This is a genomic window from Rhizobium sp. WSM1274 (genome assembly GCF_025200775.1).
In the GTDB taxonomy this organism is placed as follows: domain Bacteria; phylum Pseudomonadota; class Alphaproteobacteria; order Rhizobiales; family Rhizobiaceae; genus Rhizobium; species Rhizobium leguminosarum_I.
The window spans coordinates 326,104-347,403 of the sequence record NZ_CP104138.1 but is presented as its reverse complement, the minus strand read 5'-3'; the positions used below and the strand labels follow the sequence as shown (position 1 = coordinate 347,403).

The window sequence follows — 21,300 nt, the reverse complement described above, 5'->3', positions numbered from 1 at the left end:
CGTTCAGCCTCAAAGCGGCGAGAAAAGATCGACGGCCTGCTGGCCGCGCGGAGGCTGCTGCACTTCCATCAGGCGGCCACGGCCGCCGTAGGAGATGCGGGCTTCGGCGATCTTGTCATAGGAAATCTGATTTTCGGCATTGACGTCCTGCGGACGAACGATACCGGCGACGTTCAGGATGCGCAGTTCCTGGTTCAGGCGGACTTCCTGGGAGCCCGATATGACGAGGTTGCCGTTTTCGAGAATGCCGGTGACGACGGCGGCGACCAGAAGGGTGAGCTTGTCGGTGCGCTCGATCTTGCCTTTGCCGTCGGTGCTGGTGTCGGACCCATAGGTCAGGTCGGTCTTGGACTCGGGCGTCCAACCGAAGATCTGGGCGTTGACGTCCCAGTTCATGCCGCTCGAATTCTTGCGGCTGCGGTTGGTCTCGTTGTCGAAGGAGCCTTTGTCGTTGATCTGGATGTCGACGGTCAGGATGTCGCCGACGTTGAGCGCGCGCGCGTCCTTGAAAAGGGCGGCCTGCGAATCGCTCCACAGCGAATAGCCCTGCGCGACGGCGCGCGGCTGCTTCGGATAAAGCGCCATCTGCGGCGTCTGGCCATAGGCGAGGCCGCTGCCGATCGGGCTCATGGCGGGCGCACGGCCGATCTCGCTGACCGCCGTCGGAGACTGGCAACCTGCAAGGAGTGCGAGGGCGGCGATCGCGGCCGGGAAACGCATATTCATGAAGGATCCTTCGACGTATTGGGATCGGACGCACTGGCAATGACGCTGGCGATGACCGCGGCCTTTTGCGGGTCCATCTCGTTGAGGATGAGGCTCGACTGCCGTGGGCCGAGCCGCATGATCACGGCTGAGGCCACCTCGATCTTCATGTCCTGCAACTGGAGTGCGGCCGCATCCGGTTTCATCTTCCTGTAGATCTCGGTGAGGCCGGCTTCCGCCTGCTTCAGGAAATCGTCGCGCCGCTTCAGCCAGTCCTGGTATTCGGCCTTGCGCTTGTCCATCTCCGCCATGCGAGCGTCGATGTCGGCGCGAAGCTTTTCCAGTTCCTGCTTCTGCAAGAGGTAACGCTGGTCGCGGGCGGGATCGGCAATGTTGGTGCAGAACTGCTTGACCTCGTCCTGGGAGGTGATGTCTCCAGCCGGCGCATGTTCCTGCGCGAAGGCGCCGGGGATCGACAGAAGGACGAGGCCCGCGGCCGGCAGCGCCAGCCGGCGCAGCAGTTGCAGAACCGTCATGTCACGGTTGATGATATCAATCATTGCAGCACAAGCTCCGCCTGCAGGGCGCCCGCCGACTTGATGCCCTGGAGAATGGCGATGATGCCATCCGGTTTCACGCCGATATTGTTGAGGCCGGCGACGAGAGTCCTGAGGTCGGGGCCATCGATGATGGCGACGCGCCCGCCGGTCTGCTCGGCGGAAATATCGGTCTGCGGTTGGACGGCGGTCCGGCCTTGCGAGAAGGGTTCGGGCTGAATGATCTGCGGCGTCTCGGTGACCTGAACCGTAAGCGTGCCGTAGCTGACGGCGACCGGCGAGACGCGGACGTCCGAGCCGATGACGATCGTTCCGGTGCGTTCGTTGATGACCACCTTGGCCGGCGTATCGGTTTCGACGATGAGATTTTCGATATCGGCCATCAGTCGGGTGAGATCGGCCGTGCGCGGCTTCTGGATCACGACTTCCTGCGAATCCTTGGCTTCGGCAACCGGGCCGCCGAAGCGCGCCGAGGCATAACCGTTGACGATGTCGGCGATACGAATCGCCGTCGAGAAGTCGGGGTTGCGCAGTTGCAGGACGAGATTGACAGAGTCCTCGAAGCGGGACGGCAGTTCGCGCTCGATAATCGCACCGCCCGGCACGCGGCCGGCAGTGGTGACGCCTTCGGTCACGGTCGCCGCCTGGCCCTGCGCCTGAAAACCGGAAACGATGGCGGCACCCTGCGCAACGGCATAGATTTGTCCGTCGGCGCCGGAAAGCGAGGTCATGACGAGCGTGCCGCCTCGCAGCGACGTCGCATCACCGAGCGAGCTCACCGTCACGTCGATACGGCTGCCGGGGCTTGCGAAAGGGGGCAGGTTGGCGGTGACCATCACGGCCGCAGTGTTCTTGGCGTTGGACTGGCCGCCCTGCGTCGAGATGCCGAGATTCTGCAGCATCGCGCGCATCGACTGTTCAGTGAAGGGCGAGGACCGGAAGCCGTCGCCGGTCCCCTGGAGGCCGACAATGAGTCCATAGCCGATCAGCTGGTTATCGCGGCCAGCCTGAAGGGAGGCGATGTCCTTGATGCGGGAGGTCAGCGCCCAGGCGGGCGCGACATCAGCCAAACTCATGGCGAGAACCGCGACAAGAGTGACGAAACGGAAGAACAATTTCATTTTGCCCTCACATGGACCGTGCCGTCCGCAAGCACGGTGCCGCTGACGATGACGCCGGAATCCATATTGCGGGCGCGGACGACCTGCCCGGTCGCGCCGTCTTCAAGCGGCGTGCCAGCGGCGGAAATCGTCATCGCACCGAGCGTGAAGACCAGGCGGATCGAAGAGCCGCGGGTCACCGTATAGGCCTCGCGCAGGGCCGAGACCGAGATCGTGCGGCCCGGTAACAGCGTGCGCTTGGAAACCATGCCTTCGACCTGCGAAACGGACTTGGCATAATCGCCGGCGAGGTTAGGGTTGGTGACCTCGACCTCCTGGAGCTGGCTGGCCGACAATGTGTCGCCGGGGTAGATGATCGTGGTCGGGACGACGGCATAACCCATGCCGGCATCCGCCGACGCGGGCAAGACAATGCCCGCGACTGCGATCGTGGCTGCCGCCACCCATCCTGAGATGTGTGCTGCCCGGCAAAACATCATGTTTCGGCCCTTCCCTTACTTCAGGTTCTTGCTGACGATGGAGGCCATTTCATCAGCGGTGGTGATCACCTTGGAATTCATTTCGTAAGCGCGCTGGGCCGAAATCAGCTCGGTGATTTCCTTCACCGGGTCGACGTTCGAGGATTCTAGATAGCCCTGTTTCATGTAGGCGAAACCTTCCTCATCGGGATTGCCGATGACCGCTTCGCCGGAGGCCGCCGTTTCTTGGAAGAGATTGTCGCCGAGCGGCTGGAGACCCGCCTCGTTGACGAAGTCGGCAAGCGTCAACTGCCCGAGTACGGTCGCGTCCGCCGCACCCGGCAGCTTGGCCGAAACCTGGCCGGAGCGGCTGATCGTCAGCTCGGTCGAGCCCGTCGGAATAGTGATGCCGGGAAGGACCTCGTAGCCATCGATGGTGACGAGTTGGCCCTGGTCGTTCTTGTTGAAGGCGCCGGCGCGGCTGTAAAGCGTCGTACCGTCGGTCGACTGGATCTGGAAGAAGCCCTTGCCGATCAGCGCCACGTCGAGATCGTTGCCGGTCTGGGTCAGTTCGCCCTGGAGATGCAGGTTGCGGACCGCCGAGGTCTGGACGCCGAGGCCGATATTGGCACCTTCCGGAACGACGGCCTGGTTGGCACGGTTGGCGACACCCTTGGCACGTTCGGTCTGGTAGAGAAGATCGGAGAATTCGGCGCGGGCGCGCTTGAAACCCGTCGTATTGATGTTCGCGATATTGTTCGCGATGACTTCCAGATTGGTCTGCTGGGCATCCATGCCCGTTGCTGCGATGGCGAGCGCTCTCATGTGTTCGTCCTCAAATCAGTTACATCTGCATCTTGGTGACTTCGAGAAAGGCCGAGACGACCTTGTCGCGGATGGAAATCGCGGTCTGCAGCGTCTGCTCGGCCTGGAGCATGGAATCGACGACTTCACGCGTCGTCGCCGTTCCCTTGATACCGGCAAAGGACATGCTTTCCGCACCCTTCAGGCTGCTGACCGCGTCGCTCGCCATGTTGCCCATGACGGAGGCGAAGCTCATGCCGTTGGCGGCAGCCGCGGTGCCCGGCATGGTGGCGGCAGACGAGGAGGCGGAATTTTCGGTGTCGACGGCGCCAAGCGCACGGGTCATCGACAGGTTGCTGACATTCTGGACGCTGCTGATCATTGATTATTGGCTCTTCAGGAGGTCGATCGTGGAGGAGATGAGATCGCGGGTCTGTTTGATGGTCTGCAGATTGGCGTCATACGAGCGATTGGCTTCGCGCATGTCGGCCATCTCGACCAGGATGTTGACGTTCGGCAGCTTGACGACGCCCTTCTTGTCCGCGGCCGGATTGCTGGGATCGAATTCGGTGCTGAAGTCGCCTTCGTCGACGCCGACCTTCTTGACGCCGACCGTCTCGACGCCGCTGGTGCGATCCATCTGCTGGCCGAAGGTGATCGTCTTGCGCCGATAGGGCTCGGCGCCGGGTGTGTCGCCGGTCGAGCGGGCGTTGGCGATGTTTTCCGAGACGATGCGTAACCGCGTCGACTGGGCCTCGAGCCCGGAACCGGCGATTTTCATTGCTGCTGAAAGCGGATCCATGACTTTTACTTCCTGACGGTCATCAACATCATGCGATTGAAGGAACTGACCAGCGAGGTGTTCAGATCGTACTGGCGCTTGATATCGCCCGACTTGGAAAGCTCCTCGGCCAAACCGACCGTATTGCCGGATTCCTGGACGCCGATTTCCTGGTCGAGTGCGGCCTCCTTGACGTCGATATCGCCGCTGTTGCTGAAATCGTTACCGCTGAGATGCGCCGGATTGGTGCGCGCCATGGCGATGTCGGACTTGTCGAGCACCGCGTCAAAGGGCGTGACGTCCTTCGCGTGGAACTTCGGGGTATTGGCATTCGCGATGTTGCCGGCAACAACCTGCTGACGGATCGTCAGCCATTCCGCCTGTCGCGAAGCCAAGTCGAAAAGTTGGATTGGTTGCATGAAACTCTCCGTTTTTACTGTCCCGAACCTAGTGCGGTAATCTTGCGTGGGACTTACGGGAATTCAGGCTTCGAGAGGCTTTTCTGCGAACGCCGCCGCTATCGAAAGAACAGGGGCAAAAGAACAGGGGCTCCGGCCGGTTCGCGGCGGAGCCCCTGTTGCCAGGATTTGCGGTCAGGCTCAGTTGTTCTGGTAGGTCTCACCCTTTGAGGTGACGATCACCCATTTGCCATCGCGCTGCTCGAGTGTCGCAAGGCGGCTTTCATCGGGCAGGATCGAGCCGATGCGCACCACATACATGCCGGAGGGATCCTCGATCAGCGCCCGGCCGTTGGAGACATGCAGCAGGCGAAAAGAAGACTTCCCGGGGAAGGGCTGATCCTCCAATATGGGGCCGCCATCGCGCTCCTTGCCGAGATCAGACACCGTTGCGGTCGTCAGCGGATCGATCGGCGGGGCCTTCTTGTCCCCCTCGTTCTTGTTGACCATGGCAAGCGGCGAGACGCTAAAGACATTGCGGGCCGGCCAATCCGGCAGTTCGCGCGAATTGTTGCTGGTGGCAACATTGATGCCGAACTTGTCCGCGTTGAAGAACACGTACCAGGGGAAAAAAGCGGAGGCGCCGGCAAGCGCCAGGCCGCTGAAGGTCAGCACACGATCCAGGATGACGGTTTTCCTGCGCTGGTTCAGGGAAGCGATGCGTTCGTCGTCGAATTCAGCCACGTCTAGCCTCTCCTCTGAATGGGTGCGCCCTGATTGCCCATGCCGGCCGCAGCCTTGAGTGCGCCGGCGAGATCGGCGAAGGCATCAAGCGAGTCGCGATCGCCCGGAGACTGTTTCAGAACGTCGTAAATGATCGGCACCTGCTTGATCGCCATGTCGAGATCGGGGTCGGCCCCCTGGCGGTAACCGCCGATCATGCGCAGGTCGCGCGTCTCTTCGAAACGATGGATCAGTACCTTCAGCCGCGACACCAGCTTTTCCTGATCCGGCGTCCAGGCCTTGCGGGCAAGACGCGAGATCGAGGCGAGCGGATCGATCGGAGGATAACGCCCCTCTTCGGCGAGACTGCGCTGCAGGACGATATGACCGTCGAGGATGCCGCGCGTCGAATCGGCAATCGGGTCGTTGTGATTGTCGCCGTCGACAAGGATCGAGATGATCGCAGTGATGGTGCCGGCGCCCTCGGGGCCGGGGCCGGCGCGTTCCAACAGGCGCGGCAGCTCGGTGAAGACGGAAGCGGGATAGCCGCGCGCGATCGGCGGCTCGCCGGAGGCGGTCGCCACCTCGCGGATCGCATGGGCGAAACGCGTGACACTGTCGACGATGAAGAGAACGTTCTCGCCCTTGTCGCGGAAATGTTCGGCGATGGTGACGGCCGTCAGCGGCGCCATCTTGCGCAGCATCGGGCTCTCATCGCTGGTTGCGACGACGGCGATCGCCTTCCTCATATTGCTGCCGAGCGTATCCTCGATGAATTCGCGCACCTCGCGGCCGCGCTCGCCGACGAGCGCAATGACAACCTTGTCGAAAGCATCGGCGCGGGCGAGCATGGACAGGAGCGTCGATTTGCCAACACCGGAGCCGGCGAAGATGCCGAGGCGCTGCCCGAGGCAGAGCGGCGAGAAGATGTCGATGGCGCGAACGCCGGTCTTGAAGCCGGTCTCGACACGCTTGCGGGTCATCGAGGGCGGCGCGGTATTGGAGATCGAGCGGCGATCGAGCCCCTCGGTGATCGGACCCAGCCCGTCGATCGGCTCGCCGAGCGAGTTGACGGTGCGCCCACACCAGCTGTCCGACGGCGAAATGCGGAAGGCGCCCTTGCGGATCACGGTATCGTGGATGCCGATCGGCTCGCCGGGTTCGATCGGGCAGACATAGATCAGCTCCGGTTCGACGCGCACGACTTCGCCGAGATGGATGCCGGTCGCGGATTTATGGGCCACGAACTCGCCGAGACGAACATGGCGGGAGAGACCGTGAACCGTGTAGTGGCCGGCGGCGATGGTCTGCACGCGACCGCCATGGGCAACCGCAAATTCCGGCGATGCGTATCGGTCGACGAGGTTCGCCAGGTGCGCCAGCTTCGGGGAAAGGCCGTCCTCAGACAGTAGCGTGGTGCTCATGCTTTAACTCTCGCCCTAAAATACGCCGCGTGCAGCTTGCTGCATGCGACGTATTTTTGGTCTTTGTTCTTGTGCATGTCGTCCTTCCAAAACCGCCGGACACTTTTGAGCGACATGCATTAGCGGCTGCCCCCAAGTGTCTGGACGGCTTCCTTGAAGGAATCTTCGCTGTCGCGCATCAGCGACGAGACGCTTTCGAAGGCGCGGTTGACTTCGATCAGCTGGGTGATTTCACGCATGGCGTTGACGTTGGAGTTTTCGAGATAACCCTGCTCGACACCGACATTGAAGCGGTCGACGACGGCGCGTGGCTGGTCGGTGGTCATGATGCCGCTGTTTTCGTAGCGCAGGTAACCCTTGCTGATATCGGCCTCGAACAGGCCGAGGGAGCCGACCTGGCGGCCGCCCTGATAGATGATGCCGTCGGTGCCGACGGCGGGCTCGCCCCCTTTGGTGTTGAGCTGGATCGGGGCACCGCCGGCATCGAGAACCGGGTATCCCCGGATCGAAACAAGTTCGCCGGTTTCCTTGATGGTGAAGCGGCCATCCCTCGTCAGCACGCGGCCGGCCGGCGTATCGAGCGAAAACCAGGCATCACCCTTGATGGCGAAATCGAGCATGTTGCCGGTGTGCTGCAGTTCGCCGTTTCCCTCGTTCAGGTAGTCGTTGCCTTGGGAAACGAAGGCGACCTTGGTGTTCAGCTTGTTCTGGGTATTCGCCACCATTTCGTCAAACTTCACCTCAGTGGCGCGAAAACCGGTCGTATTCACGTTCGCCATGTTGTCTGCGATGGTGTTTAGACGCTTTTCGAGGGCCATCTGCGACGACAGAGAAACATAAAGACCGGATTGCATGTCGGTAAGCTCCAAGCATTGGCGATGAACGGGACGAAAAGCCGGGCGTCGTCACATCTGGTTCGGCCGGGATTTCGCTGAGGCAGCATCTCAGAAACGGGTGCGGGCACCCATTCGTCTCCTTTAGACTGACGGCAGATGCTTGCGCGAAGCTGGCACGCGGAAATGCTTGGCGACCGGGCCTTTCATCAGCCTCACGCAAGGCAGAAACCCTATCCGTCTCAAAGAAAAGCAACGTTCAGATTGGGCTGACGATGAATATCATTATCGGATTTATAGTGACTTGCGGCTGTATCGTCGGCAGCTTCATGGCGATGGGCGGCGAAGTGGATGCGCTGCTCCAGCCCTTCGAATTCCTCATCATCGGTGGCGCCGGCCTCGGCAGCTTCATCATGGCGAACCCGATGAAGGTGGTGAAGGATTCCGGCAAGGCGCTCAGCGAAGCCTTCAGGCACGCCGTGCCGAAGGAACGCAACTATCTCGATACGCTCGGCGTGCTCTATTCGCTGATGCGCGACCTGCGCACCAAGTCGCGAAACGAGATCGAAGCCCATATCGACAATCCGGCCGAATCGACAATTTTTCAGTCGGCTCCGACGGTTCTGAAGAACAAGGAGCTGACGGCGTTCATCTGCGACTACGTCCGCCTGATCATCATCGGCAACGCCCGCAGCCACGAGATCGAGGCGCTGATGGACGAAGAGCTCAACACCATCATGCACGACAAGATGAAGCCCTACCACTCGATCCAGATCATGAGCGATTCCTTCCCGGCGATCGGCATCGTTGCGGCCGTTCTCGGCGTCATCAAGGCGATGGCGCACATCAACGATTCGCCTGAGGTGCTCGGTCACCTGATCGGCTCGGCGCTCGTCGGCACCTTCCTCGGCATTCTCTTGTCCTACTGCGTCTGCTCGCCGCTGGTCTCCCAGATCAAGGTCGTGCGCAACAAGCAGCACCGTCTCTACGTCATCGTCAAGCAGACGCTGCTTGCCTATATGAACGGCTCGGTGCCGCAGGTCGCGCTCGAATACGGCCGCAAGACGATCTCGGCTTACGAGCGTCCGTCCATCGATGCGGTCGAGCAGGAAATGATGAACCCAGGTGGCGAAAACAAGGCGGCTTAAATGACTATGAGCAATGCTTCGCACGACAAACCGGCAATGGATCCTGCCCTCCTTGCCAAGCTGACAGGCGGGCTTGGCGACAGAGGCAGGGTCGCCAAGATCTGCAGTTCCTTCGGGGAAATCTACAGCGAATTCTTTCCCGACGTCATCAAAAGCGAGACCGGCCTCGACGTGACGGTCAACTATCTCGGCTGCGAGATCGGCTACAAGACCCACCTCATCGAAGACCTGAGCGCGAACGTCACACTCGTCGACGCGACGCTGCGCAACTGGTCGCAGAACATTACGCTTGCCTGCGGCAATGGCTTCGTCATCACACTGATGGAGCATCTGCTCGGGGCCACAGCCGATACGATCGAGGAACCGGCCGAACGGCTGCTTTCGATCATCGAGCTCGATCTGGCGGTCATGGTCTTCGACAAGATCGCCAAGGTGCTGCGCTCGGCCGTCAACGCGCCGGGCGGTTTCGAACCGAGCCTTTCGGCCCCGCACGCCCATGACATGCGCGCCCGGCCGCCGGAGGATCGTCCGGACGAATTCGCGGCTGCCATCAACATGTCGATCACGCTTGCCGGCATCGTTTCGGAATTTTCGTTGATCGTTCCGCAGACGGCACTGCTCAAGACCAAGGTGACACCGCCGAAGCCGAAACGCCAGGCCAGCAGCAACTCAGCGGAATGGGCCGAACAGCTCGGCGATCAGGTCCGCCGCTCCCATGTCACGCTCGAGGCCAAGATCAGGCTGCAGGACTTGACGCTGCGGACAATATCGAAGCTGATGGTCGGCGACGTCATTCCGTTCCGCGATCACGGCGATGTGCGCGTCGAGGTCAGCGCCAACACCAAGGAATTGTATGTGTGCGAGTTCGGGCGTTCAGGCGAAAATTACATGGTCCGCGTCAAGGATACGATGAACTCGGATGATGAACTCATCCGTCATTTAATGAATTAATCGGTTCTCTGGCTTTTGGGCTGCAAAGGCAGTTTGAGGCAAGTTTCAACTGGAATAGTGATTTCATGGCGACGAAGAAAACACAGCAGAACAGCGACCTCTCCCTGGATCTTCCGGGCAGCGAAGCAGATCTCGACCAGGCGATCGACGATCTGCGCGGCGTGCTGAAGCAGGATGCCGATGGCGACCTGTCGCAGTTTGGCGACGACCTGCAGAGCGACCCCTTCGCAGCAGGAACGGACCTGGCGGCCTTTGGCGGCGAGACTTCGGAAACCTCCTTTGGCAGCGACGAATTCGGCGGCGACTTCGGCGGCGATGCCAGCTCGGCTGCCGGCATGGATTTCGGCAGTAGCTCCTCCTTCGAGGCGTCGCCGGCCCCGCTCGGCAGCGCTTTGAACTCCAACTTCGACCTGATCATGGACATCCCGATCGACGTCCAGATCATGCTCGGCACCAGCCGGATGCAGGTCTCCGGCCTGATGAACCTCAATGAAGGGGCGACGATCGCCCTCGACAAGAAGATCGGCGAACCGGTCGAGATCATGGTGAATGGCCGCAGGATTGCCCGCGGCGAGATTACGGTGCTCGATAACGACGACACACGATTCGGTGTGAAACTGATAGAAGTTTTGAGTACGAAAAAAGCCTGATCCCTGTGTGGGACGGAGAGGTTAGACCATGATGGACTTTGACGATTTCGGCGGCGCGCTAGCCGGGAAACCGTTGACCCAGGCTGAAAAAGCAGCGGCTGTTCTTCTCGCTATGGGAAAAGGAGTCGCCGGCCGGCTGTTGAAATATTTCACCCAGGCTGAACTGCAGACCATTATCTCTTCCGCCCAGTCGCTGCGCGCCATTCCGCCGGACGAACTGCTGCTGCTCGTCTCCGAGTTCGAAGACCTCTTCACCGAGGGCGCCGGACTGATGGACAACGCCAAGGCGATCGAGGCCATTCTGGAAGAAGGCCTGACGCCTGACGAGGTCGACAGCCTGCTCGGCCGCCGCACCGCATTCCAGGCCTACGAAACCTCGATCTGGGATCGCCTCAGTGAGGCGGAGCCGACATTCGTCGCGCAGTTCCTGCTGCGCGAACATCCGCAGACCGTCGCCTATATTCTTTCGATGATGCCCTCCTCCTTCGGCGCCAAGGTGCTGCTGCAGCTTCCCGACAACCGCCGCGCCGACATCATGAACAGAACGGTCAACATGAAGGCGGTCAGCCCGAAGGCTGCGCAGATCATCGAAAACCAGGTCATGACGCTGCTTGCCGAGGTCGAGGCAGAGCGCAACGCAGCCGGCTCGACGAAGGTCGCCGATCTGATGAACGAACTCGACAAGCCGCAGGTCGACACGCTGCTCACCTCGCTCGAATCGATCAGCCGCGAGTCGGTCAACAAGGTTCGCCCGAAGATTTTCCTGTTCGAGGATCTCATGTACATGCCGCAGCGCAGCCGCGTCATGCTGCTCAACGACATCTCGACGGATGTGCTCACCGTCGCGCTGCGCGGGTCGCCGCCCGAGATCCGCGAGTCGGTTCTCTCCGCCATCAGCCCACGCCAGCGCCGCATGATCGAATCGGATCTGCAGAGCGGCATGGGCGGCGTCAATCCGCGCGAGATCGCGATTGCCCGCCGCGCCGTGGCACAGGAAGCGATTCGCCTGGCCAATTCCGGCCAGATCGAGCTCAAGGAAAAGGAAGGCGACGCTTCGGCAGCCGCCTAAAGCGCGTGCGATCTTTCGGATTCGCTCCTCGCGCCTTAGGTCTCTAGTTTACGCATGTCGTTGTCGCACCGCTGCACACTTATGCGCGACATGCTTTGGCTCTTCGAGACTGTTGACAAATCCGGCATGCCGAAAGGCCGCTGTTGATCGCCGTGCCGCAGGCGACTACCCTTCCCGCAACAGGCTCCGCTCTAAAGCGCGTCGCATAGAGCTCGGTTCGTGCGACGCGCTTTAGATCTTTGTTTTGATGCATGTCGTCATCCCAAACCGCTGCACGTTTTTGGGCGATATGCATTAGCTGCGGCCTATTTCTTTGACGGAGAGCCGCGACTTGGCAGACGATGACAAGGACAGCAAAACAGAAGCCCCAACCGCGAAAAAGCAAAGCGATGCCGCGGAAAAGGGCAACGTGCCGTCTTCGCGCGAACTTTCGATTTTTGCGACGATCCTCGCTACCTTTATTTATCTCGTATTCTTCCTTCCCGACAGCGTCGGGCGCATGAGTGAAACGCTACGCGACATCTTCGAACAGCCCGACCAATGGAAGATCGAGACGGGACCGGATGTGCTGGCGCTGTTCGGGCGGCTCGGCTGGGCAAGTGCGGCGCTGGTGGCGCCCGCCTTCATCCTGTTTATGGTGTTCGGCATCGCCTCCTCGGTCTTCCAGAATCTGCCGACACTGGTGCTTGAACGCATCCGCCCGCAGGCCTCGCGTATCTCGCCGATCAAAGGCTGGTCACGGCTGTTCAGCGTGCCCGGCCTGGTCGAATTCGGAAAATCGCTGTTCAAGGTCGTCGTCGTCGGGGTGATCCTGTTCTTCGTGCTCAGGAGCGAATATTTCGGCTCGATCGACGCGATGTTCTCCGATCCGCAGACGATTCTCGTGCGAATAATGGCAGCGATGCGCAAGATCATCATCGTCATGCTGATCGCCACCGCGATCGTGGCCATCGCCGATCTTTTCTGGACGCGCCATCACTGGTTCACCGAGTTGAAGATGACGCGGCACGAAATAAAGGAAGAAAACAAGCAGGCGCAGGGCGACCCCTTCGTCAAGAGCCGGCAGCGCTCGCTGATGCGCGACCGCGCGCGCCGGCGCATGATCGCCAACGTGCACCGGGCGACGCTAGTGATTGCAAACCCGACGCACTTTGCGGTGGCGCTGCGTTACTCGCGTGAAGAGAACGATGCGCCGGTGGTGCTGGCCAAGGGTCAGGACCTGATCGCGCTCAAAATCAGGGAGATTGCCGAGCAGAACGGCATACCGGTGTTCGAGGATCCGCCGCTTGCGCGCTCCATGTTTGCGCAAGTCTCGATCGATAGTGTCATCCCGTCAGTCTTCTATAAGGCGGTTGCGGAGCTGATCCACCGGGTCTATGCCGCGGACGCCAAGAACAAACGGGTCAGATAAGCCGAATGAAAAAATGTCCCCACTCTACCCAGCGTGAAAAGATCCTCGCAGACGCCATCAGCCCGGTCGCCACTGAACTGCGCCTTCTGGATGCTTCTGACCTTATTTCACTGCTGCGCTTCGAGTATTACGGCAATCTTTCCGATCTCGTCGCTTCGGCGGCGGAGCTTTTCTTTCATCCGGGCACCGTGAATTTCGGCCTGGGCGGCAATTATACGCTGGAGTGGGGCGGCAAGCCCGAAGTCGTTCTCGACCTGGAAATCAAGCCGCGCGGCGTCACCGTCTACGCCCAGCTCACCCTTGCCGAAGATCACGCCGGCATCGAGATCAATCATATCGCTTTCCAGGATCCCTCGGTCGATCCCGACGAGAACACCATCTTCCTCAAAAAGAGCCTTCGGGAAGCGCGTTACAGCGTCAACCAGCCGCCTCAGGCGCTGGCCGGCTAACCTCTTTCATGACAACCAAGCTTTCATTCGCCTTGCAATTCGAAGCGTTACAGCGTCCTAAAGCACATCGCGATTTTTCAGATTCGCTTGTCGCGCTTTAGAGCATTTCCGTTTTTCTCCGAATCCCGGAAATGCTCTACCTCTTTGTTTTCACGCAATTCCGGACGCAAAACCGCTACGCACTTTTGCTGGAATTGCTCTAGGTCTTTGTTTTACGCCTGTCGTTATCGCAAAGCCGCTGCACACTTGTGCGCGATATGCTCTCGCGGGTCTGAAGGACGCGCGACGCTGTAAGCGATGGCACGCGTTCAGCTGATATAGCCGAGCCGGATCGCCTTGGCGATCGCCTGGATGCGATTGACGGAATCGAGCTTGATGGTCGCCGAGCCGAGATAGGCGTTCACGGTGTGCACGGACAGGCCAAGCTTGTCGGCAATCTCTTCGCTGATGCGGCCGTCGCCGGCAAGCTGCAGACAGGCGATCTCGCGTTCGCTGAGCGCCTCGGCGGCAGCCGTGCGGCGTTCGTCGAGCGAGAGAAGATCCATCATGATGTGGCAGCAGCGACCGTGCAGCTCGACGATGGTATCGCTCGAGGGATCGAGTTCATCACCGGTGAAAAGGATGAAGCCATTGCCGACGGCGCCGAGCCGCACTGGAAAGGCAAGGCCGGAGAATGGCAGAATACCGTCCTGCAGCCGCGTCATGAACGGCGAGAAGTCCGCCGGTCCGGGTGCCGTGCGGTCGTAACCGCCGGCCCATGAGAGCGGCAGCAGCGACTTGTCGATATGGTCGAGAAGAATATCGCCGTAAGCATCCGTGAAGGCCTTATTGAAACCGGCGTTGGAAGGCCCCCAGTTCTCGAGCTCGCAGATAAGGCGCTGCTTTGCCGGAAGACCCGAGCCGCTGACGCGGAAGATTGCGAACCCTTGCGCATCGGTGAGCTTCTGCATCGCAATCAGCCGCGGAAAAAGATCGGACCGACTGGAAATCCTGTTCACACGCACCATGCGCAGCTGCTCAGCACTGCTCATGGTCCTGCCTGCTGGATACGCCATAGATCCCCCTATACGAGATTATTGCGGACGGCGAAGGCAATGGCCTCGGACCGGGTCTTGGTCGCTGTCTTGCGCATCACGCTGGTGATGTAGTTGTTGATGGTATTGCGAGAGATTCCGAGGATCATCGCGATCTCGTCGCTGGTCTTGCCCTCGGCGATCCAGAACAGGCATTCCAGCTCGCGGTCGGTCAATTCGAAATCGCGATCGACCTTCGTACCACCGCAGCGCAGGAAGCTCGCGACATAACCTGCAAGCAGGCCTACATCCCGCAGGCGCTCCGGCGAAAGGATGAACCCCTCGCCGAACAGGAACATCAGAGCCAGCCGCGACCGGCCGACATTGAAGGTCACCGAACAATATTGGCGGCTAGCGCCGTCCGGAATCTCGGCACTGTCAGGCAGGAGGGCAAAATTCGGCTGGAAAACCTGCATGCATTTTTCCAACTCGGTCGAGCGGGCATAACCGCGGACCAGATCATTGGCGATGTCCCTGACCAGGTCGAAGGGCCAGTCCGACGAGACGATGAAATCGAGGCCACTTTCCTGGAGGAGATCGCAGCGCGCCAGAAGGTAGTGCGAAGCACCCACGTAATCCGTCAGTGCGCGCAAACCAGACTGCAACCTACCGGTGCTAGCGACACCGTGAAGGCGCTGGAGCAGCTCATCACGTGGCAGCAGATCCGGCACCACCGCACTCGCGAAATTCGCCATATGCCTCTCGCCTTTGCTCGCCTGAATTACATTCATATCCATTGGCAATGTCCTGCGGCTGAGAAACGATCGAACTCGGTGCAACAGCAATTTTTCTGTAGGGGATTCAACTCAAGTCCCACTCGAATCCCATTTCGAATCACCCAAGGGTAAGCCAGTCGATGCAAATCACCATCTCCGACTTCTAGGGATTTACTTTCGCAGTCGCCAATGCACTGATTCGACCATTCATTCCAGCCTTCAAGATAGAGGGAGGCTAAGGTGATTCTGGCGGCATCGCAACTCGCTTCGCGTTTTACGCGAGTCTGCCTCGTCCGGTCGCTCTGCAGTCGCATTTCAACGCGGTCGGTTATACGGTCCTGTTCAAATTCCGGACCCTGATTGCCATGCCCGAGTTTCTCGCATCCCAGTCACGGCTTTTCAGCAAACAGTGGTTGGGGAAACAAGCTTCGGTACCGACATAAAAAAGGCCGGTTGCCCGGCCTTTGTTTTACGCTGCCTCGTCGATCGCCCATTTCCTGAGGATTTTCGCGGCGCGTTCCTCGTTGATCTCGACCATCCGGGAAAGCTTGCGTTCCGGGCCTTCCTTGACGCGCCGATTGAAGTTTCCGTCGTCGTCGCCGAGGCTGAGCAGGTCCTCGGTACTGTCGAAGCCGAAATCGGACCCGAAGCCGTCCATAAGAGCGCCCCCGCCTGCTCCCGATGCCGGCGCGAAGTCCGGAAGTTCGAGACCGGCCGCTTCCGGCGTGGCGTCGCCGAAAGCCGCAGAGCTGCCGTTGCCGCTGACGCTGCGCACCAGAGGCCGCAGGCCCATCCAGACGACCACGAAGGCGACCGCGACAAAGGCGAGCGAGTTGATGATGCCGGCAAGGTTGCGGCTCAGCATGTCCATGACGCGGACACCGCCGGTGGCGTCTTCGAGCAGCTGGTTCTCGAGGAAGTCCATGGCCGTGACGGTGACGACGTCGCCGCGCTTGGCGTCGATGCCGGCCGCCGAGGCGACGATCTTCTGCATTTCGGCAAGATAGGCGTCGACCTTGGTCTGGTCGGCGGGTTCTCCGACCATCTTGGCGATGCGGCCCTTGTTGACCACGACAGCGATCGAAAGCTTCTCGACCTTATAGCTGTTGCGGGTCGTCGCCGTTGTCCTGCTGTTGATTTCGTAGTTGGTCTGCTCTTCGCGCTTGTCGGATTTGTCCTGCGATTCGGGCCCGGCGGAACCGCCCGCCGCAGGGGCCGCCTGCGGAATGTTCTGCTCGACCGTCGTCGCGCTATCGGACTGCTTCTGCTGCGACTGCTGGGCTTCCTTCGTCGAGCGAACCGAGCGTTCGACCTTGGATTCGGGATCGTAGGTCGTTTCCTGGATCTGCTGGGCGTCGGTGTTGAGATCGGCGGTGACGCTGGAGCGGAAGTTGTCCATGCCGAGGAAGGGTGCCAGCGCCTTGTCGATGTTGGATTCGACTTCCTGCTGAACGTTCTGAACGATGTTGAGCGAACGATTCAGCGAGCTGTTGCTCGCCTCGTCGCCGGAAGCGAGCAGCTGGCCGGCGGAATCGAGAATGGTCACGTCATCGACGTCAAGCCCCGGCACGGCCGAGGCGACGAGGTGGCGGATCGAGGTCGCTGCGCTGCGTCCAGTTGTGGCGGTGGCGCGAATCATGACGGAGGCAGTCGGTTTCTGCTCCGCCTTCCGAAAGTTTCCGACCTCCGGCATGACGATATGGACGCGTGCGGCCGTTATACCCGAGATCGACTGGATGGTGCGGGCGATTTCGCCTTCCAGAGCGCGAACCCGCGTCACCTCCTGCATGAAGGAGGTCAGGCCGAGGGAGCCGACATTGTCGAAGAGTTCGTAACCGGCGTTGGCGCTGTTCGGCAGGCCGCGCTCGGCAAGCATCAGGCGGGCCTTGCCCGTCATCCCCGCGGGGACGCTGATGCTGGAGCCGTCCGTGCCGACCTGGAAATCGACGTTGGCTTCGGCAAGCGCCATGCTGATCTGGTTGAGATCCGGCGAGTCCAGACCGACGTAGAGCGTTTCCTGTGCCGGCTTGTTGACGAAAAGGGCGGCCGCAAGGACGATTGCGATGGAGACGGCACCGACGCCTCCGAGAATCATCAGGCGTGTTCGGCCAAGGGAACCGAAGTTCTTAAAGATCTGAACTAATTGATTTAACAGATTCATTCTGTTCTCGCACAATCCGTCAAAGACAAAGCAGGCTTATTGCCTCATCTGACGAATAGTCGGCGAAACTTGTGCGAGCGTTTCGTGAAGCGGGTGCGGGCCGAAAAGACCCTAGAAGAAATCGCAGTCGCCGGCTGCCTTGCTCAATGGCTGGGAGTGGCCGTGGCGCGTGGCGCCGCCCAATGCCTTCTGCATCTCGGCCAGCTTGACGAGGCTGAGCGCGGTCGCGACGTCGACTGCCCAGCCGTGCGGGATTTCGCCGGTGATGGTGTCGATGAATTCGGCAAGGCCGCGCGATTTCTGCACGGCCAGATCGATGCCCTGCATGACCTTCATGGCATCCGGCGAGTTCAGGATTTCGGCGCCGCCGAGGTCGAGAAGCTGCGGCTCGATACGCTCGATGAGATAGGCGACATCGTGCAGTTCGGACACGATGCGCATCAGGATGTCGCTCAGCGCTTCGACAGGCGCAGGCGGCTCCATCATCTGGGTAAATGTCATATGAAAATCCTCGCCATCAAAAAAATTCGATACTGGTTTCGACGGGCTTCTGCGGAGCGGCGGGGCGCTGCTCGAGAGCGACGGTTCTCTGCGTTTCGGCACCGGTCAGGGGGTATTGCCGGGCACGACCGGAGACCGGCCAATATTCAAGCTTGCGTCCATGCTCTCCGCCTGTGGAGGAGCCGACCACCGGAATGCCTTCATCCCTCAGGAACTGCACGGCGAAGGCCGCGTTCTGCTCACCGACATTGGAGAATGTCGAGATCGTCTTCGCGCCGCCGAAGATCTTTGCCTCCAGTCGATCACGCCGGGCGCCCTGCTTCAAGAGACCGTTGATCAGCAGTTCCATCAGATGCACGCCGTACCGCGTGGCATCGCCACCTGTTGTCGGCGACGTCGCCGAACCGGGCAGCAAAAAGTGGTTCATGCCGCCGACACCGGCGACAGGATCTCTGAGGCACGCAGCCACGCACGAACCGAGAATGGTCGAGAGGACCGCATTCGGATCGTTCAGGACCTTGTACTCGCCCTGAATGATGTGCACGCGGCGGGCTGCCCCCTCAGTGATCATTTCAGGGCTCCAAACACGGCTTCGATGGCCGCTTTCATCTTCTCGATCGTGAACGGCTTGGCGAGCACGTTGTTGGCGCCGAGCTGGGCCGCCTTCTGCACCAGTGCGCGGTCGCCCTGGGCGGTGAGGATGATGAAGGCCGCCTTCTTGGTGTTCGGGTTGGTGCGCACGGCCTGAAGGAAGCCGATGCCATCCATCTTCGGCATGTTGAAGTCCGAGATCACCAGGTGGTGCGGCTGCTCGGCCATGATCTTCATGCCCTGCTCGCCGTCGCCGGCCGACGTGATCTGCTTGAAACCGAGCTGGGTCAGCGCATCGCTGAGCAGCAACCGGCTCGTTACCTGATCATCGACGATCAGAACTTTGATTTTCTCCGCGATCGACATTTATTCGGTCCCTTCCTTTCGGGCGGCTGTCATTTTCAATATTTCTTCACCGATGGCAGACAGCGGAAGCTGCTGCTCAACGGCGCCAAGTTCGTGAGCAACCCTTGGCATTCCGTAAACGACACAGGTTTTTTCGTTCTGGCCGAGCGTTCTGGCGCCTGCGTGGCGCATTTTCAACAATCCGGCGGCGCCATCGCGGCCCATGCCGGTCAAGATCACGCCGACGGCGTTGCGGCCCGCTAGTTCCGCGACCGAATCGAAAAGTACGTCCACCGAGGGGCGGTGACCGTTGACCGGCGCACGGTCGATGAGACGGCAGCACGGCGCCGAGGCACCGCTGACCTGCAGATGACGCTCTCCGCCGGGTGCCAGATAGATCTTGCCGATTTCGAGACGGGCACCATCGGTCGCTTCCTGCACCACCGGCGCACAGAGGCGGTTCAGCCGTTCGGCGAAGCTCTTGGTGAAGGTCGGCGGCATATGCTGGGTGATGACGGTCGGCGGGCAGTTCGCCGGGAATTTCTGCAGCACGGCAATCAGCGCCTCGACGCCGCCGGTCGACGAGCCGATCGCGACGATCTTGCGGCCGACGCGGAAATCGGCGACCGAGGGCGGTGGCACAGCGGCAACAGGCTGGGAATACTGGCGTTGCGTGCGCGCGGCGGCCTTGACCTTCTCGGCGAGATCGCCGAAGGGCCTGGTTTCGCCCGGAGCCGGCTTGCCGACGCAGTCGAACGCGCCGATCTCCAGCGCCGCAAGCGTCGCCTCGGCGCCGCGATGGGTCATTGTGGATACCATGATCACCGGCATCGGACGCAGCGTCATGATCTTTTCGAGAAAATCGAGACCGTTCATGTTCGGCATCTCGATGTCGAGCGTCAGGACGTCGGGGTTCAGCCGCTTGATTGCCTCGCGCGCCTCCAACGCGTCGCCGGCCTGGCCGATGACGTTGACCTCCGGGTCGGAACTCAGAACAGCGGTGATCAGGCCCCGCATCGTCGGGGAGTCGTCAACAACGAGAACCCTTGCCGGAGCGCTCATGCCTTCCTCCCGAGACCTTTGGCCGTATAGCGATAGGTCGTGATGCCGATATTGTCGAAGACGTGTTTTGCCTCACCCGAAACACGTTCCGAATGGCCGATATAGAGGTGGCCGCCTTCCGGCAGCAGGCCAGCGAAACGCTGCCAGATCTTCGTCTGCGTCGGCTCGTCGAAATAGATGACGACGTTGCGGCAGAAGATGACGTCGAACTTGCCCTTGAACGGCCATTGCGCCATCAGGTTCAGCTCGTTGTAGGTGATCAGCCGCTTTACGCGGTCGTCGACCTGAAACTTCCTGCGGCCCTGAACCTCGACTTCACTGAACCATTGCTTGCGCATGGCCGGCGAAACGGTTTCGAGCGCGCTCTCGTCATAGGCGCCGGCCCGGGCGATCGCGAGGATCTTCGGGTCGATGTCGGTTGCCAGGATCTTGAAGTCGTAGTCCGCGACATTCGGCATCAGCGACAGCACCGTCAGCGCGATCGAATAGGGCTCCTGCCCATCGGAGGAGGCGGCCGACCAGATGCGCACTCTGCCGCCCGATCTCGCCCGCTGCAGAAGTTCCGGCAGGACATGGTCGCGCAGGTGGTCGAAATGGTGGTTCTCGCGGAAGAAGCGGGTAAAATTAGTGGTCAGGTGCGAAAGCATCTCGCGGCGCGCTGCGGCGCCGGCCGGCGAAGCGACGAGGTCGCAATATTCCCGAAAGCCGGACAGACCGAGATTGCGGATATGCTTCGACAGGCGCGAATAGACGAGCGACGCCTTCGTCTCGTTGAGGAAGATGCCGGCATCCGAATAGATCATTGCGGCGATCTCAGTGAGGTCGCGGCGCGTCAGCGGATATTCTCCGCTCGCCAGGACCTCGTCGGATCCCTGTCTCTGATCTTTTGCGCCCATTACACTCATGCGGCTTCGCTTTCGGTCTCTGGAAAGAGGGATTCGAGTTCGATCAGGCAGATCATGCGCTTCTCGATCGCGAGAATGCCGCGGGCAAATTGACGCTCGAGTTCGGAGGAGATTTCGGGCGTCGGCTGGATGGTTTCGTCGGTCACCGTCAGGATATCGGAAACGGCGTCGACCAGCAGGCCGACGACCTTACGCCAGACCTGGGCGACGATGATGACATGACGGGCTGTGGGATCAGCCGGCTTCATGCCGAGCCGAGCCGCAAGATCGATGATCGGCAGCACCGCGCCGCGCAGGTTGATGACACCCAGCATATAGCCAGGCGAATGCGGCATCGCGGTCGCCGGGGTCCAGCCCCGGATTTCGCGAACCGACATGATGTTCACGCAAAATTCCTGATCCCCGATGCGGAACGCGATCAGCTCGCGATCCCCCTCGTTCAGATTTTTTACCGTGTACGACAT

At 60.7% G+C, this 21,300-nt stretch carries 26 protein-coding genes; 6 read left to right on the top strand and 20 right to left on the bottom strand.

Translation table 11 applies throughout. From position 1 onward, the window contains the following. Positions 1-9: 9 nt before the first annotated feature. The 11 genes from flgH to flgF all read right to left on the bottom strand — a co-directional run bounded on the left by flgH (position 10) and on the right by flgF (position 7,825). Positions 10-726 carry a flagellar basal body L-ring protein FlgH gene (gene flgH, locus N2600_RS01750; protein ID WP_003556536.1) on the bottom strand — a complete coding sequence of 239 codons (717 nt, stop codon included), beginning with the start codon at positions 724-726 and terminating at the stop codon, positions 10-12. Then, on the bottom strand, positions 723-1,265 hold the full coding sequence (locus N2600_RS01745) for a MotE family protein (RefSeq protein WP_064249915.1): 543 nt from the start codon (positions 1,263-1,265) through the stop codon (positions 723-725). The genes flgH and N2600_RS01745 overlap by 4 nt, the downstream gene beginning before the upstream one ends. Further along, a complete protein-coding gene (locus N2600_RS01740) occupies positions 1,262-2,383 on the bottom strand; it encodes a flagellar basal body P-ring protein FlgI (protein WP_162117823.1) in 1,122 nt (373 codons plus the stop codon). Before N2600_RS01740 ends, N2600_RS01745 begins: the two co-directional genes overlap by 4 nt. Further along, entirely contained in the window at positions 2,380-2,862 is a 483-nt protein-coding gene (gene flgA / locus N2600_RS01735; RefSeq protein WP_260297785.1) for a flagellar basal body P-ring formation chaperone FlgA, read from the bottom strand. The genes N2600_RS01740 and flgA overlap by 4 nt, the downstream gene beginning before the upstream one ends. A 15-nt stretch (positions 2,863-2,877) precedes the next feature. Further along, positions 2,878-3,666, bottom strand: coding sequence for a flagellar basal-body rod protein FlgG (gene flgG, locus N2600_RS01730; RefSeq protein WP_222294976.1), 789 nt, complete (start codon positions 3,664-3,666; stop codon positions 2,878-2,880). A gap of 19 nt (positions 3,667-3,685) precedes the next feature. Continuing rightward, complete coding sequence (locus N2600_RS01725) at positions 3,686-4,027, bottom strand: flagellar hook-basal body complex protein FliE (RefSeq protein ID WP_260297784.1); 342 nt, start codon at positions 4,025-4,027, stop codon at positions 3,686-3,688. Positions 4,028-4,030: 3 nt separating this feature from the next. Then, the gene (gene flgC / locus N2600_RS01720) at positions 4,031-4,447 is read right to left on the bottom strand and encodes a flagellar basal body rod protein FlgC (protein ID WP_017967028.1); all 417 of its coding nucleotides are present in this window, start codon (positions 4,445-4,447) and stop codon (positions 4,031-4,033) included. Between the two features lie 5 nt (positions 4,448-4,452). Further along, on the bottom strand, positions 4,453-4,845 hold the full coding sequence (flgB, locus tag N2600_RS01715; RefSeq protein ID WP_064249920.1) for a flagellar basal body rod protein FlgB: 393 nt from the start codon (positions 4,843-4,845) through the stop codon (positions 4,453-4,455). A gap of 180 nt (positions 4,846-5,025) precedes the next feature. Then, positions 5,026-5,568, bottom strand: a complete 543-nt coding sequence (locus N2600_RS01710; protein ID WP_222294978.1) for a flagellar protein — start codon at positions 5,566-5,568, stop codon at positions 5,026-5,028. A 2-nt stretch (positions 5,569-5,570) separates the two neighbouring features. Beyond that, complete coding sequence (fliI, locus tag N2600_RS01705; protein ID WP_162117826.1) at positions 5,571-6,971, bottom strand: flagellar protein export ATPase FliI; 1,401 nt, start codon at positions 6,969-6,971, stop codon at positions 5,571-5,573. 119 nt (positions 6,972-7,090) lie between these two features. Then, a complete protein-coding gene (gene flgF / locus N2600_RS01700) occupies positions 7,091-7,825 on the bottom strand; it encodes a flagellar basal-body rod protein FlgF (protein WP_260297783.1) in 735 nt (244 codons plus the stop codon). A gap of 254 nt (positions 7,826-8,079) precedes the next feature. On the opposite strand from flgF, the gene motA reads away from it, so the two are divergent. The 6 genes from motA to N2600_RS01670 all read left to right on the top strand — a co-directional run bounded on the left by motA (position 8,080) and on the right by N2600_RS01670 (position 13,482). Next, a complete protein-coding gene (gene motA / locus N2600_RS01695; RefSeq protein WP_017967022.1) occupies positions 8,080-8,952 on the top strand; it encodes a flagellar motor stator protein MotA in 873 nt (290 codons plus the stop codon). Then, the gene (locus N2600_RS01690) at positions 8,953-9,903 is read left to right on the top strand and encodes a FliM/FliN family flagellar motor switch protein (RefSeq protein WP_260297782.1); all 951 of its coding nucleotides are present in this window, start codon (positions 8,953-8,955) and stop codon (positions 9,901-9,903) included. A 65-nt stretch (positions 9,904-9,968) separates the two neighbouring features. Continuing rightward, on the top strand, positions 9,969-10,553 hold the full coding sequence (fliN, locus tag N2600_RS01685; RefSeq protein ID WP_260297781.1) for a flagellar motor switch protein FliN: 585 nt from the start codon (positions 9,969-9,971) through the stop codon (positions 10,551-10,553). Positions 10,554-10,581: 28 nt separating this feature from the next. Then, positions 10,582-11,622, top strand: a complete 1,041-nt coding sequence (gene fliG, locus N2600_RS01680) for a flagellar motor switch protein FliG (protein WP_003556501.1) — start codon at positions 10,582-10,584, stop codon at positions 11,620-11,622. Between the two features lie 331 nt (positions 11,623-11,953). After that, the gene (flhB, locus tag N2600_RS01675) at positions 11,954-13,033 is read left to right on the top strand and encodes a flagellar biosynthesis protein FlhB (protein WP_260297780.1); all 1,080 of its coding nucleotides are present in this window, start codon (positions 11,954-11,956) and stop codon (positions 13,031-13,033) included. A gap of 5 nt (positions 13,034-13,038) precedes the next feature. After that, positions 13,039-13,482, top strand: coding sequence for a hypothetical protein (locus N2600_RS01670; RefSeq protein WP_017967018.1), 444 nt, complete (start codon positions 13,039-13,041; stop codon positions 13,480-13,482). A gap of 308 nt (positions 13,483-13,790) precedes the next feature. Here the strand turns inward: N2600_RS01670 and visR are convergent, their stop codons facing one another. From visR to N2600_RS01625, 9 genes are all read right to left on the bottom strand, one after another. Further along, entirely contained in the window at positions 13,791-14,537 is a 747-nt protein-coding gene (visR, locus tag N2600_RS01665) for a transcriptional regulator VisR (RefSeq protein WP_222294979.1), read from the bottom strand. A gap of 8 nt (positions 14,538-14,545) precedes the next feature. Beyond that, complete coding sequence (gene visN, locus N2600_RS01660) at positions 14,546-15,292, bottom strand: transcriptional regulator VisN (protein WP_026154436.1); 747 nt, start codon at positions 15,290-15,292, stop codon at positions 14,546-14,548. Between the two features lie 448 nt (positions 15,293-15,740). After that, complete coding sequence (fliF, locus tag N2600_RS01655; protein WP_260297779.1) at positions 15,741-17,432, bottom strand: flagellar basal-body MS-ring/collar protein FliF; 1,692 nt, start codon at positions 17,430-17,432, stop codon at positions 15,741-15,743. Positions 17,433-17,543: 111 nt separating this feature from the next. Then, complete coding sequence (gene cheT / locus N2600_RS01650; RefSeq protein WP_260297777.1) at positions 17,544-17,933, bottom strand: chemotaxis protein CheT; 390 nt, start codon at positions 17,931-17,933, stop codon at positions 17,544-17,546. 16 nt (positions 17,934-17,949) lie between these two features. Further along, positions 17,950-18,504 (bottom strand): chemoreceptor glutamine deamidase CheD, encoded by a 555-nt coding sequence (gene cheD / locus N2600_RS01645; RefSeq protein ID WP_017967014.1) that lies wholly within the window; start codon positions 18,502-18,504, stop codon positions 17,950-17,952. Further along, complete coding sequence (locus tag N2600_RS01640; protein WP_003556488.1) at positions 18,501-18,890, bottom strand: response regulator; 390 nt, start codon at positions 18,888-18,890, stop codon at positions 18,501-18,503. The genes cheD and N2600_RS01640 overlap by 4 nt, the downstream gene beginning before the upstream one ends. Further along, positions 18,891-19,931 carry a protein-glutamate O-methylesterase CheB gene (cheB, locus tag N2600_RS01635; protein WP_017967013.1) on the bottom strand — a complete coding sequence of 347 codons (1,041 nt, stop codon included), beginning with the start codon at positions 19,929-19,931 and terminating at the stop codon, positions 18,891-18,893. Next, a complete protein-coding gene (gene cheR / locus N2600_RS01630; protein ID WP_260297776.1) occupies positions 19,928-20,836 on the bottom strand; it encodes a protein-glutamate O-methyltransferase CheR in 909 nt (302 codons plus the stop codon). Before cheR ends, cheB begins: the two co-directional genes overlap by 4 nt. Continuing rightward, positions 20,833-21,300 (bottom strand): chemotaxis protein CheW, encoded by a 468-nt coding sequence (locus tag N2600_RS01625; protein WP_017967011.1) that lies wholly within the window; start codon positions 21,298-21,300, stop codon positions 20,833-20,835. Before N2600_RS01625 ends, cheR begins: the two co-directional genes overlap by 4 nt.

Coding starts and splice junctions, on each gene's coding strand:
- fliF (WP_260297779.1), bottom strand. CDS start 17,432: ATGAATCTGTTAAATCAATTAGTTCAGATCTTTAAGAACTTCGGTTCC.
- N2600_RS01625 (WP_017967011.1), bottom strand. CDS start 21,300: ATGTCGTACACGGTAAAAAATCTGAACGAGGGGGATCGCGAGCTGATC.
- cheT (WP_260297777.1), bottom strand. CDS start 17,933: ATGACATTTACCCAGATGATGGAGCCGCCTGCGCCTGTCGAAGCGCTG.
- motA (WP_017967022.1), top strand. CDS start 8,080: ATGAATATCATTATCGGATTTATAGTGACTTGCGGCTGTATCGTCGGC.
- flgH (WP_003556536.1), bottom strand. CDS start 726: ATGAATATGCGTTTCCCGGCCGCGATCGCCGCCCTCGCACTCCTTGCA.
- N2600_RS01745 (WP_064249915.1), bottom strand. CDS start 1,265: ATGATTGATATCATCAACCGTGACATGACGGTTCTGCAACTGCTGCGC.
- flgC (WP_017967028.1), bottom strand. CDS start 4,447: ATGGATCCGCTTTCAGCAGCAATGAAAATCGCCGGTTCCGGGCTCGAG.
- N2600_RS01670 (WP_017967018.1), top strand. CDS start 13,039: ATGAAAAAATGTCCCCACTCTACCCAGCGTGAAAAGATCCTCGCAGAC.
- flgG (WP_222294976.1), bottom strand. CDS start 3,666: ATGAGAGCGCTCGCCATCGCAGCAACGGGCATGGATGCCCAGCAGACC.
- N2600_RS01725 (WP_260297784.1), bottom strand. CDS start 4,027: ATGATCAGCAGCGTCCAGAATGTCAGCAACCTGTCGATGACCCGTGCG.
- N2600_RS01690 (WP_260297782.1), top strand. CDS start 8,953: ATGACTATGAGCAATGCTTCGCACGACAAACCGGCAATGGATCCTGCC.
- N2600_RS01640 (WP_003556488.1), bottom strand. CDS start 18,890: ATGTCGATCGCGGAGAAAATCAAAGTTCTGATCGTCGATGATCAGGTA.
- visR (WP_222294979.1), bottom strand. CDS start 14,537: ATGGCGTATCCAGCAGGCAGGACCATGAGCAGTGCTGAGCAGCTGCGC.
- fliI (WP_162117826.1), bottom strand. CDS start 6,971: ATGAGCACCACGCTACTGTCTGAGGACGGCCTTTCCCCGAAGCTGGCG.
- flgB (WP_064249920.1), bottom strand. CDS start 4,845: ATGCAACCAATCCAACTTTTCGACTTGGCTTCGCGACAGGCGGAATGG.
- N2600_RS01740 (WP_162117823.1), bottom strand. CDS start 2,383: ATGAAATTGTTCTTCCGTTTCGTCACTCTTGTCGCGGTTCTCGCCATG.
- flgF (WP_260297783.1), bottom strand. CDS start 7,825: ATGCAATCCGGTCTTTATGTTTCTCTGTCGTCGCAGATGGCCCTCGAA.
- cheD (WP_017967014.1), bottom strand. CDS start 18,504: ATGATCACTGAGGGGGCAGCCCGCCGCGTGCACATCATTCAGGGCGAG.
- flgA (WP_260297785.1), bottom strand. CDS start 2,862: ATGATGTTTTGCCGGGCAGCACACATCTCAGGATGGGTGGCGGCAGCC.
- cheR (WP_260297776.1), bottom strand. CDS start 20,836: ATGAGTGTAATGGGCGCAAAAGATCAGAGACAGGGATCCGACGAGGTC.
- cheB (WP_017967013.1), bottom strand. CDS start 19,931: ATGAGCGCTCCGGCAAGGGTTCTCGTTGTTGACGACTCCCCGACGATG.
- fliN (WP_260297781.1), top strand. CDS start 9,969: ATGGCGACGAAGAAAACACAGCAGAACAGCGACCTCTCCCTGGATCTT.
- visN (WP_026154436.1), bottom strand. CDS start 15,292: ATGGATATGAATGTAATTCAGGCGAGCAAAGGCGAGAGGCATATGGCG.
- fliG (WP_003556501.1), top strand. CDS start 10,582: ATGATGGACTTTGACGATTTCGGCGGCGCGCTAGCCGGGAAACCGTTG.